The following is a 16,252-nucleotide window of genomic DNA, read 5'->3' as shown; positions in this document are numbered from 1 at the left end:
GCGGGCCTCAACGCCCCACCCGGGATCCCGGTCCCCCCGGCGCTCCGCCCGCGGCTTCCGGTACGGAGGTCACGCGGGCGCTCAGTCGTCCGACGGGTTCTTGTTGGGGAAGATCATCTCGCAGACCTCAAGGTAGAGCTGCTCGGGGTACGGGAGGAAGTCGACCGTGTCGAGGGCCTGGTCCTGACCGGCCGACTCAAGGACGAAGTCGCCGTAGCCGAGCATCCGTCCCGCGATGGTGCGGCGGAAGCTCATGTCGGTGACCTTCGCCAGCGGCATCATCGCGACCTTGCGGGTGATCAGTCCCGTGGTCAGCAGCATCCGCTGGTTGGTGATCACGAAGTAGTCGACCGACCACTCGGCCACCCGCCACACGAACCAGGCGAGCAGGATCAGCCAGCCCCACCAGATCCAGGTGACGGAGGTCACGGTGTTGCTCACGACCCCGGCGACGATCAGGCCGGCCAGCACCAGGCCCACCGGCATCATCAGCACGGCCGGGTGCCGCCGCACGGTGATCACCTGGGTCTCGTGCGGGAGGAGGTACTTGTTCACCGACGCGGGGGCGGAGTCTCCGGGGGTCACCAGCCTCATGGCAGCACCTCAAGCCAGCGTGTTGACGAAGGTGGCGAGGGAACCGGCGACCGAGGCGAGCCCGTCGGCCGCGCCCTGCACCGAGCGCGCCGCCCCGTCGGGCTGCGTGACCACGTAGAACGCCACGAAGGCCGCGGCAGCCCACGTGAGGTATTTCTTGGCGGGCAAGATTCGCCTCCCGGAGCACGATGACCCACAGACCCCAGATCAGTTTCGCACAGCCCCGAATGGCCGCAAAGTAAGACTGTGCACGAGTAAGGCGTGCGCCGCCTGTCCTAGGCGTGCACCGCCTGCCTATCCAAGGTCGTGGCCCGCCTGTCCCGGGCGCGCCGCTTCCGCCTCGTTTCCCAGGCCCCCGCGCGTGCTACTGCGGGGTTCCCCGGGACGGGCGGGACGCGTGGCGCCGCTTCTCCGCCGCCACGATCGCCAGGACCTGCAGATGCTTGCGGGCGATCCGTTCCACCAGATCCGGTGGCGCGCCCCCGGTGACCTCCTGCGCCCCGTGGCGTGCCGCGGCGACGCAACGCGCCACGGTCTCGGCGGCGTGCACCGCGGCGAATTCCTCGGTGAGGCGGTCGCCGACCGCCTCGTACCCGGGCAACTCGCTGTCCCCTTGGTGAGCCATCACGCATCCTCGAGCTCGCTCACGCCGTCCGGTTCCGTGCGGTCCCCTGTGCCGGGACGGCGGAGGTAACGATCGCTGACGTTCCGTAGCTGCCTATTACCCACGGTGACCCATCAGCGAACATCGCGCCCTCTGGGTGGCCTTACGGTGGCTGCACCTCGTCTAGGCATTCCTGTGGGAACGCGCGTACCGCCCCTTGGTGTGCGCAACGGATACGGCTTTTCATCCCAGGGCGGTAGTGACGCAGAGCAAAGCAAAGCGCGCATAAGGAGGCGACGGCGCGTGACCGAGCTTTGGCCGAGTCAAAGAAGTACCGCCCGCGCCGACGCCGGTCACGGGCCGGAGATACCGGAGGGATACGGCAGGGATACGGCAGGGATGCGAAGAGAGCCGCGGGAGCGGCCGATCCGAGGGATTCCGGAGATGGCGAAGCCGACGGCCGCCGGGTCAGACGACGCCGTAGAGGCGGTCCCCCGCGTCGCCGAGGCCCGGCATGATGAAGCCCTGGTCGTTGAGGCGATCGTCGATGGCGGCCGTGACCACCCTGATCGGCGCCCGCGTGCCCTCGAACGCCTTCTCCAGGTAGGTCAGCCCCTCCGGGGCGGCCAGCAGGCAGATCGCCGTGACGTCGTCCGCGCCGCGCTCGAACAGCAGCCTGATCGCGGCGGCGAGGGTGCCGCCGGTGGCGAGCATCGGGTCCAGGACGTAGCACTGCCGCCCGGACAGGTCCTCCGGCAGCCGCGTGGCGTACGTCTGGGCCTGGAGCGTGCCCTCGTCCCTGATCATCCCGAGGAACCCGACCTCGGCCATGGGCAGCAGCCGGGCCATCCCGTCGAGCATTCCGAGCCCGGCGCGCAGGATCGGCACGACGAGCGGCTTGGGGCTGGCCAGTTGCACGCCCTTGGCGGGGGACAGCGGCGTCTGGACGGTGGCCTCCGCGACCCGGACATCGCGGGTGGCCTCGTAGGCCAGCAGCGTGACCAGTTCGTCGGCCAGGCGGCGGAACGTGGGGGAGTCGGTGTTCACGTCCCGCAGCGTGGTGAGCTTGTGCGCGACGAGCGGGTGGTCGACGGCGAGGGTCTGCATGCGCACACCGTACCTGCGTGCCCAGGGAGCCGGACGTCCCACCTGGCGCCGTCCGGGGCGACCGGGGTTGGCCCACTCCTCGTACAGTCGAGGGGGAAGGATAGGAGGACCTCGAGCGGGGCACGATGCCGTTATGACCCGAGATCGCGACCAGCAGCCGAGACGCGCCGCGTCGGCCGATGACGCCTTCCTGGAGGTCACCGGAGCGCGCGCGAAGGCCACCGCGCCTCGGACGAAGACGCCGCCCAGAGGAACGTCGAAGGCGACGCTCGGCGAGGCAGGTCTCCCGGACGCGGACGCGCGGACCGCGTCCGGCGCGGACACCGAGACCGCCGGATGCCCGGAGGTCCCGTACGGCCTCGCCGTCCCGAACGACGGGGACGACCGGCACGACCAGGACCCCGGGACGCGCCTGGACGCCGTGACGCCCGAGGAGGTCCGCGACCGCCTGCGCCGCCGCGCCATCTTCTTGCGCGAACTGGCGGAGGCACGGGAGCTGCGGCAGCGGGTGACCCCGCATCGTTCGCGCCGCGCACGGATCCACGCGGCGCTACGCCGCCGGACGTTCCGCCTGCATTGAACCCGATCGCGTAGATTTGCCGGGCGCCGCCCACGCTGTCTCGTCTCCTCACGGAGGGTCAGGGCTCCCAGTTTGGCGGTGGGGGACACGAGGGCGTGCCGCATCTGCGACCATGCCCTGGCAGGAACGGCGCCGGTGGGGTGGAAATGACGGATGTGGACGCGACGGACTTCGCCGTCGTGGTGTACCGGGAGGACGAACGCTGGGAGGCCGAGGTCCTTCCGGTCGCGCTGACCGAGGACCTGGACGGGCTCATCCATGCCCTGCGTCAGCAGCCGAGCCTGGGCGGGACGATCGGGCTGGTGTCGGTGGGCGACGACTTCTTCGTGGCGATCAGGCTGCTCGGCGACGAGGTGATGATCTTCCTTTCCGACGTCACCGCCTCGGTGGACTGGCCGCTGGCCGGGCAGGTGCTGGAACGCCTGGACATCCCGATCCCCGAGGACGAGGAACTGGACCAGGTCCTGCCGGTGGGCGACATGTCGATCTTCGCCGACCTGGGCCTGGACGAGATGGAGCTGGGCGCGATCTCCGGTGACCTGGAGCTCTACCCGGACGAGATGCTCCTGAGCATCGCCGGCCGCATCGGCTTCGCCCCCGCCTTCGAACGCGCCCTGGACGCCATCACCTGACCCGGCCGTCCCACCCGCTCCCGGCGTCCGGGGGGCGCCGCGCCGGCGACCGGCTCGTCCCCCATGCCGCCCTGATCCCGTTCCGTACGGGGCGGTGGTGGCGGACAGGCCGGTGGAAGGGGTGTGACCGGCGCATTCTTGTGCGCCACAATGAGTGGGTGTCCACTTTCGCCGCAGTCTTCGCGCAGACCCAGCAGGGCTGGGTGGGGACCGAGGCCGTGCTCACCGAGGCCGAGGGCGTCGACGACATCGCCGACCTGATGCGCGAGGCGGCCGTGGAGTCCTACGGCGACCCCGTCGTGCTGCTGATCGAGCAGGACGACGACTGGTTCGCCGTGCTGCGCCTGGACGGGGAGAGCGAGCCGCTGGCCTTCATCTCCACCGTGCGCGAGGACGGCCTGGGCTCCCTCTTCCACCAGCTCGTGGGCGAGGTCCCGGACGGCGAGCCGGGCGGTGACCCGGCGCTGCTCGAAGACCTCGGTGTCGACGCCAAGCGGCTCACCGAGCTGGGCGAGCGCGCCCTGCCCGGGGACGCCCTGCTCACGGTCGCCGAGCTCGCCGGGTTCGGCGAGGAGTTCGACCGCCTCCGTGACTGAACCCCGGACGCCCGGAAGCCCGGCACCCGGGCCCGAGGCCGAGTACGCGGCGCCGATGCGGCTGGCACTCGCCGAGGCGCGCCGTGCCGGAGACGCGGGGGACGTGCCGGTCGGCGCCGTCGTCCTGGACGCGTCCGGCAGGGTGATCGGCCGTGGCCACAACGACCGCGAGCGAACCGCGGACCCGACCGGTCACGCGGAGATCGTCGCGCTGCGCGCCGCGTCGTCGTCCCTCGGCACCTGGCGGCTGACCGGCTGCGCCCTGGTGGTCACCCTGGAGCCGTGCACCATGTGCGCGGGCGCGGCCGTCCAGGCACGCGTGGAACGCATCGTGTACGGGGCCGCCGACCCGAAGGCCGGTGCCGTCGGCTCCCTCTGGGACGTCGTCCGCGACCGCCGCCTCAACCATCGTCCGGAGGTCATCGCCGAAGTCCTGCCGGACGAGTGCGGCTCCCTCCTCGCCGAGTTCTTCGCGCGCCGCCGAGTCGGGTAGGCTTCCCCGCGGTGGTGTCGCCTAGTGGACGAGGGCGCACGCCTCGAAAGCGTGTGAAGGGCAACCTTCCGTGGGTTCGAATCCCACCACCACCGCCACACTGAACCGCCTCTGACGTGCGAAAACGCAACGTCATGGGCGGTTTTTCCGTGTCAGGGGGTCCCCAGGGGGTCCCGCGTCGTGAGACAGACCAGGAGGAACCGTCCCGCGATCGGCCACCATAGATCGACAGCATGTTCGATCGAGCGGGCCACCTGGAGGCGGACAGGACTTGACGACGAAGAGGACAAAGGGCGCCAGCAGAGCCAAGTCGCGCACATGGACAAAATGTTTCGAGGGGATCGAGAAGAAAACCCTTTCAAACGGCAACCCCCTCTACCGGGTGCGATGGCGAGAGGGCGGCGGGCGCCTTGGGCCAAGAAAGTCTGCATACTTCGAAAAACTCGACTCCGCGAAAAAGTTTCGGGGACTTCTGGTCGGAAATGACTGGCGAGATGTCGGCTGTTCCGAGCTGATCGCCGAGGGGAAGATCCGCCTCGTCCATTACCGCGACATCGAGACCTGCGACGCGGCGGGGCTGCGCCTCAGGGACGCGACGGAGATCCCGGCCGACCTGATCGTCCTGGCCACCGGTTACGAGAACCAGAGCGAGGCGGTCCACCGCCTCTTCGGCTCCGCCGTCGCCGACCGCGTGGGTGCGATCTGGGGCTTCGACGAGCAGGGCTTCATGCGGAACATGTGGCGCCGGACCGCTCAGGACGGCTTCTGGATCATGGGCGGCGGATTGAACGGGTGCCGCCTGTTCTCCCGCTTCCTTGCCCTCCAGATCAAGGCCGACTTGGAAGACCTCCACCCCCGTACCAGGAGCCGATGAGCGGGCCCGGGGCGGGATCAGGTGGACGGAGCTTGTAGCGCGCGGACGACCGAGGAGGGGCTGGGGCGGCCCAGCCGTTCGGCGAGCCAGGCGCTGGTTTCGACCATCTTCGCAAGGTCGATTCCGGTGCGGATACCGAGACCTTCGAGCTGCCAGAGGAGGTCTTCGGTGGCGAGGTTGCCGGTGGCGCTTCCGGCGTAGGGGCAGCCACCGAGGCCGCCCGCTGAGGTGTCCACGGTGGTCACCCCGTGCTGGAGCGCGACGAGCGTGTTGGCAAGTCCCTGACCATAGGTGTCGTGGAAGTGCACGGCGATCCGGTCGATCGGGATCCCGGAGGCGGCGAGCGCCTGAAGGAGGGCGCTGACCCGCCCCGGGGTGGCCACGCCGATGGTGTCGCCAAGGCTGAGTTCGGTGCAGCCGAGGTTGGTCAGCGCCGTCGCGACGGTGAGGACCTGGTCTGTGGAGACCGCTCCTTCCCAAGGGTCGCCCCAGCACATGGAGAGGTAGCCGCGTACCCGCATCCCGGCCTCGCGGGCCGTGGCGATAACGGGGGCGAACATCTCGAATGATTCGGCCACGGTGCGGTTGAGGTTGGCTTTGGCGAAGCTCTCGGTGACCGACGCGAACACGGCTATGTCGGTGACATCCAGCTCGAGGGCCCGCCGCAGTCCCCGCAGATTGGGCACGAGAACGGGGTAGCGGACGCCGGGACGGCGGTCGAGGCGGCGGAGCACGTCCTCGGCGTCGGCGAGCTGGGGTACCCATGCGGGGTGGACCATGCTCGTCGCCTCGATGAGGGTGTGACCCGCTTCCGCGAGGCGCTCGATGAACTCGATCTTCACGCCGGTGTCCACCGCCGCGGGCTCGTTCTGGAGCCCGTCACGGGGGCCCACCTCGCAGATCGTGACGGATTCGGGGAGGCCGGGCAGCCGCCCCGTCCCGTACCCGCTCATCGTCCGGCCCGTAGTTCGGCCAGCACCTTCTCGGCGTGGTCGGCGCGGACCTTCTTGTCCGCGACGAGCCGGGCGACGACGGCCGGAACCTCCTCGGGGGTCGCCCCGACGGTCGAGGCGATGTTGCGGGCGTGCAGGGACATGTGGCCGCGCTGGATCCCCTCGGTGGCCAGAGCCCGGACGGCGGCGAAGTTCTGGGCGAGGCCGACCGCGGTGATGATCTCCGCGAGCTCGGTGGCGGTGCGGACGCCGAGCAGGGCGATGGCCGCCTGGGCGGCGGGATGGACCTTGGTGGCGCCGCCGACGAGGCCGACGGGCATGGGCAGTTCCAGGACCGCGGCGACGTTGCCGTCGGCGTCCTTCTCGAACCGGGACAACGAGGTGTAGCGCCCGGTGGAGGTGACGGCGTGGGAGTGGGCGCCGGCCTCGACGGCGCGGGTGTCGTTGCCGGTGGCGAGGACGACCGCGGTGATGCCGTTCATGATGCCCTTGTTGTGCGTCGCCGCGCGGTAGGGGTCGGCCTCGGCGAGCGCGGCGGCGTGGATGATGTCGTCGACCACGTCGGGGCCGCCGAGCGTGTCGGCGTCGAACACCGCGCGCGCCCGGGAGAGCCGCAGGTCGGCCTTGTTGGTGAGGATCCGCAGCAGGCTCTTGCCGCCCGCGATCTCGGCCGCCCGGGCTGCGACGGCCTCGGCCATCGTGTTGACCGCGTTCGCGCCCATCGCGTCGCGGACGTCGACCTGCAGGTGCGCGACGACATAGGTGCCGGCGCGCGAGGGGACCAGGCGCACCGCGATGTCGCGGACGCCGCCGCCGAACTCGACGAGCTTGGGGTCCTGGGCGTTGGCGAGCGCGATCAACTCCTCGCGGGCCTCCAGTAGCCGCACCCGTCCCGCCTCGGGATCGGCGATTCCCACGATCTGGACCTGCGCCTGCATGATGGGCGCGGTCGAGGACGTGGTGAACCCGCCGCGCACACGCGCGACCTTGGCGGCGTTGCTGGCCGCGGCGACGACCGACGCCTCCTCGGTCGCCATCGGCACGAGCACCTCCGAGCCGTTGACGACGAAGTTCGTGGCGACCCCGATCGGGACGCCGAAGATCCCCGTCACGTTCTCGATCATGTGGTCGGCCAGCGCGGCGGTGAGGCCGTGCGCGGGATCGAAGGCGGCGATCGCCTCAAGGTCGAGGCCGGCGGCGTCGGCGACGGACTTGCGCCGGTCCTCGACGGAGAGGTCCCGGAGACGCTGGATACGGCTGGTGCGCGGCATGTCGGTTCCCCGCCTAGGACTGTGGTTGCAGTGACAGGGAAGGACGTTAGTTCGCGCAAGATCTGCGCGGAACGGACCAACCGTCCATGCTTGACGGGTCGTCTATGGGCGATCGGTCAGGTGGGCGAGGCGGACGGCGACGGTGATCCGGAAGAGATGGTCCGGCTCCTGCCAGTCCTCGCCGAGGAGCTGGGTCACTCGTTCCATGCGTTGCAGGACCGTGTTCTTGTGCAGGTGGAGAGCACGCGCGGCACCGACCGTGCTCATCCGGTTGCTGAGGTAGGCGGCCAGCGTGGGCAGCAGCTTGGCCGAATGTTCGGCGTCCCAGTCCAGCACGGGCCCGATGACGCGCCGCACATAGGCGTTCACCCGCGCTTCGCCGGGGCCGAAGAGGGCGGTGTAGGGAAGGTATTCGTCGGTGGTGACGGCGGCGTCGTCCAGTCCGAGCGACGGCAGGATCCGCAGGCACGCCGAGGCCGTGTCCACTTCGGCGCGCAGGTCGTGGGCGACGCCGGCGCCGACCGCGAGGACCGGCACCTGGATCGCGCGGCTCACCACCTGGTGGACGTGTGTGCTCGCGGTGCGCGGGTCGGTATCGGAGGTGAGCGCCACGACATGCTCGGCGTGCCCGCCGACCAGGCCGCCGATCTGGCGCAGGGCGAGGATGGCGTCACGGCGGCGCTCGGACGGCACGCAGACCACCACGACGGATCGCAGCTCACCGAGCCGGATGCCCTGTGCGCGGGCCCGGGTGGCGATGTCGGCCCGGCGGGCGGGGGAGGTGGACAACAGGTCGGCGAGCAGGTCGCCGCGGACCCGCTTCTCGGCCTCGATCATGGCCTCCTGCTTGAGGTTGAGCAGCGCGGTGATCTGTGCGGCGCGTTCGGCGGTGCGCAGTTCGACGGGGCCGAACGTGACCTCGCCCTGCTCCAGCAGCAGGGCCACGAGCGGCGTCGGCCCGGCGACGGTCGCTACCACGAAGCCCCCGTCCCCGACGGGGACGCACCGTCCGCTCTGGCGGCTGCGGTCCACGGCCTCACGGAGAGGTTCATCGATGGTGCCGGTGTCGAGCAGCTTGACGCGGCACCGCAACGCCCGTCCGAGCGCCGTCGCGACGTCGGGCGCGTCTCCGCCTTGGAGGATGAGGTTGGTGAGGTCGTTGTGGACCTCTCCGGCCCGTTCGACGGCCTGGACGTGGCGGGTCAGCTCCGCGTAGGCGCGGCGTGCCTCATCGGCCGAGTCCTGCGCCCGCGCGAGCAGGCGGGCGGTCTGGAGCACGACCGCGGCGTGGTCGGCGAAGGCCGACAGCAGGGAGATCTCCTCGGGGGAGAAGGCGTGCTCGAAACGGTTGGCGGCGAACAGCACGCCGAGCACTTGATCGTCGGCCAGCAGCGGGACGCCGAGCAACGACACCAGGCCCTCCGCCCTGACCGCCGCGTCGATGCCGGAGTCGTGCGGCACGTCCGTCATCGCGGCGTACTTGGACGTCCAGCAGGGCCGGCGGCCCTCGACCACCTGGCTGGCCAGACCTATGCCGGGCGGCACCCGCAGCCCGGGGAAGGACGCCGAGATCGCGCCGAGGGTGGTCCGCACCCGAAGTTCCCTGCTGCCGGAGTCGAACTCGGACAGATAGGTGATGTCGGTGCCCATCAGGTCGTGGGCCCGTTCGACGAGCCGCCCCAGCAGCTCGTCCACATCACGTAACTGCGCGAGCTCGCGTGCCGACGAGAAGAGGGCCGACAGTTCCCGCCCGCGGCGGCGCCAGTGATCGGAGGTCGCGCGCAGGCGCCGGACCTCGTAGGCGATCTTGGCCGCGTCCCGTTCGGGCAGGGCCGCCTCCGACAGAAGGCCGTCCACGTCGACCTCCTGATCGGTCGACGCGGCCTGAAGCAGGTCGACGACGGTCTCGACCGGGATGCTGTTCGCCATGCCGCTCCCGCCTTGCTGTGCTGATCGACCAGTAACTTTTTCTTGATAGTGGACGAATGATACATAGTCTGAACCGGGTGGCGGCCGTACCGTCCACGGCAGGGATGGCGAGATCTCCCGGGAATCGAAACAGACCGTTGGTGCGGACGTACGGGCCGCCCGTCCGGGACCGTCGGCACCAACCCATTCGAAGGGGACGGCGACCATGGCGCTTCACGTTGGCATCGACGTCGGTGGCACCTTCACCGACGCCGTGGCGATCATCGACGGGCGCGTGATCCGCGGCAAGGCGTTCTCGACCAAGGACGTCACCACCGGGATCCTCGGCGCCCTTGAAGTGCTGCGGGAGCGGGTGGGCATGACGGAGGCGGGCTTCTTCGCCGCCATCGACCGCTTCGTCCTTGGCAACACCATCGTCACCAACGCGGTGGACGAGCAGAAATACGCGGCGGTGGGGCTGCTGACCACCCAGGGGTTCCGCGACACCTTGCGCATCGCCCGCTCGGCCCGCACCGACGAACGCGACCCGCACAAGATGTCCGCGCCACCGGACATCGTGGAACGCCGTCGCATCGTCGAGGTCACCGAGCGGGTCGATGCCCACGGCAAGGTCCTGGTCCCGCTCACCGAGGACGCGATCGCCGCCGCGGTGGACGCCGTCCTGGCGGCCGGCGCGGAGGCGATCGCGGTCTGCCTGCTGTGGTCGTTCCGCAACCCCGTACACGAACAGGCCATCGGCGAGTACCTCGACACCCACCACCCGGGCGTCCCGTACACGCTGTCCAGCCGCCTCACCCCGGTCTACCGCGAGTACGAGCGGATGGTCACCACCGTGCTGGACGCCGCGGTGAAGCCGATCGTGGCGTCCCACTTCGAGCACCTGGCCGCGGACCTGCGCGGCAGGGGGCTGCGCACCAGGGTGCAGATCATGCAGGTGCACGGCGGATTCCTGTCGGTGGAGGAGACCGGCAAGGCCCCGATCTCGATGTTCAACTCCGGCCCGGTCGGCGGCGTTACCGGCGCGCGGCTGCTGGGCAAGCGCATGGGACGTCGCCGGGTGCTCACCGCGGACATGGGGGGCACGAGCCTGGACGCCGCGGCCATCCTGGACGAGGAGTTCCGGCTGCTGCCCCGGGCCGAGATCGGCGGCCTGCCCACCAGCCTGACCGCCGTGGACATCGAGACCATCGGGGCGGGCGGCGGCAGCCTGGCCTGGGTGGACGGGCGGAACCTGCTGCGCGTCGGCCCGCACAGCGCGGGCTCCACGCCCGGCCCCGCCTGCTACGGCAAGGGCGGCACCCGGCCGGCGGTCACCGACGCCGCGCTGGTGCTCGGCCTGATCAACCCGGACTACTACCTGGGCGGCACCGTCCCCCTGTACGAGGAGAAGGCGCGGGCGGCGCTGCGCAAGCACGTGGCCGAACCTCTCGGGATCTCCGAGGACGCCGCCGCCGAGGGCGTGTACCGGCTGGCGACGTCGCAGATGTCCAACGCGCTGCGCAAGATCACGGTGAACCGGGGGCACGATCCGCGCGAGTTCACCCTCATCGGCTTCGGTGGCGCGTGCGGCCTCTTCGCGGCCGCCATCGCCGCCGAGGCCGGGGTCAGGGAGGTCGTGATCCCGCGCAACGCCGCGGTGTTCTCGGCCTACGGCCTGATGCACGCCGACTCGGTCTTCTCCGCCGTCCAGACGAGCCCGTGGACGATGGACCAGCCGGCCGAGGTGCTGGAGAAGGAGTTCGCGGCCCTCGAGGAACGCGCGCGGGCATGGTTCGAGACCGAGGGCATCCCCGAAGACCGCCGGGAGCTCCAGCGCGAGGCCGACATGAAGTTCGTGGGCCAGATCTTCGAGGTCACCACCCGCCTGCCCACGAGCACGTTCGGTGAGGCGGACAAGGAGGCGCTGCGCGACCGCTTCATCGCCGACTACGAAGAGGAGTTCGGCACCGGCACCGCGTGGATGGAGGCCGACATCCTGCTCATCAACACGAGGGTCCGGGCCATCGGCCGCAGCGACGTGCAGACGGTGAAGCAGATCGTGGGCGCCGACGAGGACTCCTACGAACTCACCCGCCGCACCGTCCTGGAGCCGCTGACCGGGGAATGCGTCGAGATCGACGTGCACCGGGGGTTCGGCGCGCTCGGCCGCGCCGCCGGTCCCTGCCTCCTGGAGGAGTCCGACACCACTGTCTACGTGCCCAGCGGCGCCACCGTCGAGCTCACCGAGGGCGGCGACTTCCTGCTCGGCCTCGCCGACCGCTGATCCGTCCGCCGAAGGAGACGACCCATGACCAGCACCCAGCCCAAGCTGCCCGAGGGCTTCGATCCGGTCACCCTCGAGGTGATCCGGATGCGCCTGGACTCCATCGTGGAGGAGATGGGCATCGCGATGATCCGCTCGTCGGGTTCCCCGGTCATCACCGAGGCCGGCGACTTCAACACCGCCCTGTTCGACCCCACCGGCCGCATCTACGCATACTCCGACTACGTCCAGTTCCACATCGGATCCGGTAGCGTCGCCGTGCGGAATCTGGTGGAGGCCATCGAGGGCGAGCCGCTCGCGCCGGGCGACGCGTTCATCTGCAACGACCCGCACACGGCCGGCGCGAGCCACCCGCCGGACACCAACGTGATCTCACCGATCTTCCACGGCGACGAGCTGATCGGCTGGGCGCAGTCGCAGGCCCACCTGGTCGACGTCGGCGGCATGACCCCCGGCGGCTTCGCCCCCGGCGCCCATGACTGCTATGCCGAGGCGCTGCGGCTGCCTCCCGGCGTGAAGGTCTTCGAGCGGGGCGAACCCGTCGAGTGGGTGCGCCGGATCCTGCTCAACAACGTCCGGGTGCCCACGCTGTTCTGGAACGACGTGCGCAGCCTGGTCGCGAGCAACAACACCGGCATCCGGCGGCTGCTGGGCACCATCGAGGAGTTCGGGCTCGAACGGTTCCGCGACTACACCCGGCTCTCCTTCGAACTGGCCGAACAGGTCGTGCGCAAGCGGATCCGCGCGATCCCCGACGGCCGCTACAGCGCCGAGGAGTGGACCGAACACAACGGGCACGTCGACGAGCTGTACCGCGTCGCCTGCACCATGACCAAGAGCGGCGACCAGATCACCTTCGACTTCACCGGCTCCAGCGAGCAGACCGACGGGTTCGTCAACTGCAGCTACGGAGCCCTGGTCGGCAGCGTCGCCACGGCCATCGTGCCGATCCTCGCCTGGGACGTCCCGTTCAACGAGGGCGTCATGACCGCGTTCGACATCGTCGCCGAGCCCGGCTCGATCGTGAACCCCCGGCCGCCCGCGCCGATCAGCAACGGGCACCTCACCACCGGCGCCCGGGTGAGCCGCCTGGTCACCAAGCTCATGAACGATGCGTGCCACAGGAGCGACGACGACACCGTCCGCAACCGCACACAGGGGGTGTGGGGCGACTCGTGGACCGGCGGGATCTCTGCGGGCACCAACGACGGCGGCGAGTACTTCGTACTGTTCAACATGGACGGCGGCGGGATGGGCGCCGGTGCCCAGCCCGACGGCGACGGGCTCGACTGCGCGGGGATGATGACGCAGGTCAACAACATGCTTCCCGACGTCGAGATGAACGAGATGCTCTACCCGGTGCTCTACCTGTGGAAGCAGCTCGACGTCGACAGCGCGGGCCACGGCGCCCACCGCGGTGGCCTCGGCCTGCGTTTCGCCTGGACGCTGCACGGCGCGCGGGAGGTCACGCAGACCGTGTTCGCGCCGAGCGCCCAGGTGGTCGCCGACGGCTTCGGCGGCGGCCTGCCCGGTGGCGGCAGCGGGCATGAGGTCTGGCGCCGGACGGATGTCGCGCGGCTGCTCGACGCCGGCCGGGTCCCCACCCGGGACGCGCTGAGCGCCGAGGAGAAGGAACTGCTGGCGATCAACCAGCAGTCGGTCACGATCCGCGCCGGGGACGTGTTCGTGCAGTGGATCGCGGGCGGAGGAGGCTACGGCGACCCGCTGCTGCGCGACCCGAAGCTGGTCGCGGCCGACGTCCGCGACGGCTATGTGACCGCCCAGGCCGCGCGGCGGACCTACGGCGTGGTCCTTGCCGACGGCATCGTCGACAAGGCCGCCACGGCACGGGCGCGTGCCGAGATCCGCAAGGAACGGCTCGGTGAAGCCCCCGTCCGGCAGGTCCCGGCGGCCTTGCCGGCCGGGTCCTCCGCGCCGCGCCGCGACGCGAACGGCTGGTTCGTCCCGGCCAGCGGTGCCCGCCTGGACGCGGGGGAGGACTGGCGCCGGGCCGCGCGGAAGGTCACCCATGTGGCGGCCGACCGGCTGGCCACGTACGGGATCCGCGTCCGCCCGCGCACCAACGGGCGGCGCGTCGTGATCGACGAGTACTACAGCCCCGCGTGTGGCACCCTTCTGGAGGCCCGCGTCAGGGTCGACTCGGCCGTGGGCTGACCGGCCGGCTCATGGACGGCCGACTTATGGATCAGAGGCGAACATGACCATCAACGACAACGGAGCGATCGCGGGCATGCTTCCCGGCGGGCCGTCCGAGGGCGCGCTGCGCGGGATCGTGGTCCTGGACATCACCCGGGTCGTCGCCGGCCCCTTCTGCTCGATGCTGCTGGGCGACCTCGGGGCGACCGTGATCAAGGTCGAGAACCCCAGGGACCCGGACTACGCCCGCGACTTCCCGCCGAAGCTCAAGGCCGGGTCCGGCGAGGAGTTCAGCGGGTTCTTCGCCCAGTTCAACCGCAACAAGTTCGGGCTGACCCTCGATCTGTCCCAGCCCGACGGCAAGGAACTGCTCAAGAAGCTGGTGCGGCGCGCGGACGTCCTGGTCGAGAACTTCCGGCCCGGCACGATGGACAAGCTGGGCGTCGGCTACGACACGCTGCGCGCGCAGAACCCACGGCTGGTGTACACGGCGATCTCCGGCTACGGGCAGACCGGCCCCTATCGCCGCCGGCCCGCCTACGACAACAGCGCGCAGGCCGCGGGCGGGCTTTGGTCGATCAACGGATTTCCCGACCGGCCTCCCGTACGCGTCGGCACCATCATCGGCGATCTGTCCGCCACGCTGTACGCGGTCATCGGCACGCTGGCCGCGCTGCGGCACGCGGAGAAGACCGGGGAGGGGCAGATGGTCGACGTGTCCCAGCAGGACTCGGTGCTCAGCCTCACCGAGAACGCCGTGGTGTCCTACTCCGTCGACGGCAAGGTCCCCGGTCCGCTGGGCAACGAGCACCCCTTCGTCAAGCCCTACGAGCTCTACCCGTGCCGGGACGGGTTCGTGTTCTTCGGCGGCTACACCGACAAGTTCTGGCGCCTGTCCTGCCACCTGTTCGGGCAGCCCGAGCTCGCCGACGACCCCGAGATCGACACCATGGCCAAACGTTTCGAGCCCGAGGTCTACGAGCGGCGGATCCGGCCGTTGCTGCACAAATGGTTCGAGGACAAGACGAAGGCCGAACTGGAGGAGATCGTCGGCGACGCCGTGCCGCTGAGCGCGATCAAGGACATCGGCGAGGTCGTCGAGGACCCGCAGATCGCCGCGCGCGACATGGTCGTCGACGTCGACTATCCCGGCTTCGGCGAACTGCGCATGTTCGGCTCGCCCATCAAGCTCGGCAGCACGCCCACCCAGCCGCGCGGTCTCGCGCCGAAGGTCGGCGAGCACGCCGACACCGTCCTGCGGGCGCTGGCAGACCTCGACGAGCACCGCATCGCCGAGCTGCGCGAGAAGAAGGTCATCTGATGGGCGGCATCACCCTCGACCGCGACGGGGCGGTCGGGATCATCCGCTTCGACCGTCCCGGCAAGCTGAACGCGCTGACGCTCGCGATGTACGAGGAACTGGGCGCGGCCTTCGCCGAGGTCCGCGGCGACGACTCGATCGCCGTCGCGATCCTCACCGGCAGCGGCGACCGCGCCTTCTGCGTGGGGGCCGACCTTACCGAATCGATCCCGGCCCTGGCGCAAGGGCGGTTCGACATCTCCGAATGGGACGCCGCGCATCAGAAGCACACCACGCTGTTCAAGCCCGTGATCGCCGCGATCAACGGTCTCTGCCTGGGCGGCGGCTTCGAGATCATGCTGTCCACCGACATCCGCATCGCGGCCGACACCGCCGAGTTCGGCCTTCCCGAGAGCGGCGTCGGCGTCGTCCCGGCGGGCGGTACCCTCACCAGGCTGACACGGCAGATCCCCTACGCGTGGGCGATGGAGCTGATGCTGCAGGGAGACCGGATCTCCGCGGCGCAGGCACTCCGATACGGACTGCTCAACGAGGTGGTTCCCGCTCCGGCATTGCTGGAGTCCGCGCTCGACCGCGCCCATCGGCTCGTGGCTCGTAGCGGCACCGCTTTGGGGATCATCAAGGAGGCCGTGCTCAGGCTCGGTGACCTCCCGCAGGATCAGGCGTTCCACAGCGAAGCCCTCTACGGCCAGAAGGCCTTCACCTCACCGGACGCCCGCGAAGGCATCGCCGCCTTCACCCAACGCCGCGCGCCGAACTTCCCATCTCGTGGCGGCACGGTGAAGCCGACCCGCTGATCGGCCAGAGAATGACAGTGCTGTAGATCATCGGTCGAGTGGGGGCGCGTCCTTCGGGGATCGCGGGATCACCAGGTCCCC

16 protein-coding genes and 1 tRNA gene are annotated in these 16,252 nt (G+C 70.3%); 10 read left to right on the top strand and 7 right to left on the bottom strand.

Annotated elements, in window-relative coordinates:
• Positions 1–81: 81 nt before the first annotated feature.
• The 4 genes from ACGWYJ_RS28570 to upp form a co-directional block, all read right to left on the bottom strand.
• The gene (locus tag ACGWYJ_RS28570; RefSeq protein ID WP_285700275.1) at positions 82–594 is read right to left on the bottom strand and encodes a PH domain-containing protein; all 513 of its coding nucleotides are present in this window, start codon (positions 592–594) and stop codon (positions 82–84) included.
• Between the two features lie 9 nt (positions 595–603).
• On the bottom strand, positions 604–762 hold the full coding sequence (locus ACGWYJ_RS28565) for a hypothetical protein (RefSeq protein ID WP_395109500.1): 159 nt from the start codon (positions 760–762) through the stop codon (positions 604–606).
• 196 nt (positions 763–958) lie between these two features.
• Positions 959–1,219, bottom strand: a complete 261-nt coding sequence (locus ACGWYJ_RS28560) for a hypothetical protein (protein WP_285700271.1) — start codon at positions 1,217–1,219, stop codon at positions 959–961.
• A 447-nt stretch (positions 1,220–1,666) separates the two neighbouring features.
• Positions 1,667–2,305: a uracil phosphoribosyltransferase gene (upp, locus tag ACGWYJ_RS28555; RefSeq protein WP_285700268.1), complete on the bottom strand. Its 639-nt coding sequence runs from the start codon at positions 2,303–2,305 to the stop codon at positions 1,667–1,669.
• 133 nt (positions 2,306–2,438) lie between these two features.
• Between upp and ACGWYJ_RS28550 the strand changes: the two genes are divergently transcribed.
• The 6 genes from ACGWYJ_RS28550 to ACGWYJ_RS28525 all read left to right on the top strand — a co-directional run bounded on the left by ACGWYJ_RS28550 (position 2,439) and on the right by ACGWYJ_RS28525 (position 5,480).
• Positions 2,439–2,885, top strand: a complete 447-nt coding sequence (locus tag ACGWYJ_RS28550) for a hypothetical protein (RefSeq protein WP_395109499.1) — start codon at positions 2,439–2,441, stop codon at positions 2,883–2,885.
• Between the two features lie 146 nt (positions 2,886–3,031).
• Positions 3,032–3,517 carry a tRNA adenosine deaminase-associated protein gene (locus tag ACGWYJ_RS28545; RefSeq protein ID WP_285700264.1) on the top strand — a complete coding sequence of 162 codons (486 nt, stop codon included), beginning with the start codon at positions 3,032–3,034 and terminating at the stop codon, positions 3,515–3,517.
• 158 nt (positions 3,518–3,675) lie between these two features.
• The gene (locus tag ACGWYJ_RS28540) at positions 3,676–4,113 is read left to right on the top strand and encodes a tRNA adenosine deaminase-associated protein (protein ID WP_395109498.1); all 438 of its coding nucleotides are present in this window, start codon (positions 3,676–3,678) and stop codon (positions 4,111–4,113) included.
• A 55-nt stretch (positions 4,114–4,168) separates the two neighbouring features.
• Positions 4,169–4,606: a tRNA adenosine(34) deaminase TadA gene (gene tadA / locus ACGWYJ_RS28535; protein WP_395109538.1), complete on the top strand. Its 438-nt coding sequence runs from the start codon at positions 4,169–4,171 to the stop codon at positions 4,604–4,606.
• A 10-nt stretch (positions 4,607–4,616) separates the two neighbouring features.
• Positions 4,617–4,704 (top strand) — tRNA-Ser (locus tag ACGWYJ_RS28530).
• Between the two features lie 173 nt (positions 4,705–4,877).
• On the top strand, positions 4,878–5,480 hold the full coding sequence (locus tag ACGWYJ_RS28525) for a hypothetical protein (RefSeq protein ID WP_395109497.1): 603 nt from the start codon (positions 4,878–4,880) through the stop codon (positions 5,478–5,480).
• Positions 5,481–5,497: 17 nt separating this feature from the next.
• On the opposite strand, the gene ACGWYJ_RS28520 is transcribed toward ACGWYJ_RS28525, so the two are convergent.
• The 3 genes from ACGWYJ_RS28520 to ACGWYJ_RS28510 all read right to left on the bottom strand — a co-directional run bounded on the left by ACGWYJ_RS28520 (position 5,498) and on the right by ACGWYJ_RS28510 (position 9,633).
• A complete protein-coding gene (locus tag ACGWYJ_RS28520) occupies positions 5,498–6,433 on the bottom strand; it encodes a hydroxymethylglutaryl-CoA lyase (RefSeq protein WP_395109496.1) in 936 nt (311 codons plus the stop codon).
• Complete coding sequence (locus ACGWYJ_RS28515; protein WP_395109495.1) at positions 6,430–7,704, bottom strand: hydroxymethylglutaryl-CoA reductase, degradative; 1,275 nt, start codon at positions 7,702–7,704, stop codon at positions 6,430–6,432. The genes ACGWYJ_RS28520 and ACGWYJ_RS28515 overlap by 4 nt, the downstream gene beginning before the upstream one ends.
• 102 nt (positions 7,705–7,806) lie before the next feature.
• The gene (locus tag ACGWYJ_RS28510; protein WP_395109493.1) at positions 7,807–9,633 is read right to left on the bottom strand and encodes a helix-turn-helix domain-containing protein; all 1,827 of its coding nucleotides are present in this window, start codon (positions 9,631–9,633) and stop codon (positions 7,807–7,809) included.
• Between the two features lie 205 nt (positions 9,634–9,838).
• Here ACGWYJ_RS28510 and ACGWYJ_RS28505 point away from each other — a divergent pair, with 205 nt between their 5' ends.
• Genes ACGWYJ_RS28505 through ACGWYJ_RS28490 form a run of 4 tightly spaced genes read left to right on the top strand, consistent with a single transcriptional unit; the run spans position 9,839 to position 16,171 of the window.
• Positions 9,839–11,896, top strand: coding sequence for a hydantoinase/oxoprolinase family protein (locus ACGWYJ_RS28505; RefSeq protein ID WP_395109492.1), 2,058 nt, complete (start codon positions 9,839–9,841; stop codon positions 11,894–11,896).
• A gap of 24 nt (positions 11,897–11,920) precedes the next feature.
• Positions 11,921–14,071 (top strand): hydantoinase B/oxoprolinase family protein, encoded by a 2,151-nt coding sequence (locus tag ACGWYJ_RS28500; protein WP_395109490.1) that lies wholly within the window; start codon positions 11,921–11,923, stop codon positions 14,069–14,071.
• A gap of 43 nt (positions 14,072–14,114) precedes the next feature.
• Positions 14,115–15,374 (top strand): CaiB/BaiF CoA transferase family protein, encoded by a 1,260-nt coding sequence (locus ACGWYJ_RS28495; RefSeq protein ID WP_395109489.1) that lies wholly within the window; start codon positions 14,115–14,117, stop codon positions 15,372–15,374.
• Positions 15,374–16,171, top strand: a complete 798-nt coding sequence (locus ACGWYJ_RS28490) for an enoyl-CoA hydratase/isomerase family protein (protein ID WP_395109488.1) — start codon at positions 15,374–15,376, stop codon at positions 16,169–16,171. Before ACGWYJ_RS28495 ends, ACGWYJ_RS28490 begins: the two co-directional genes overlap by 1 nt.
• The last annotated feature ends 81 nt before the right edge of the window (positions 16,172–16,252 follow it).

Source organism: Actinomadura sp. SCN-SB, assembly GCF_043906805.1.
GTDB lineage: Bacteria > Actinomycetota > Actinomycetes > Streptosporangiales > Streptosporangiaceae > Spirillospora.
This window is presented reverse-complemented; position numbering and strand designations above follow the sequence as displayed.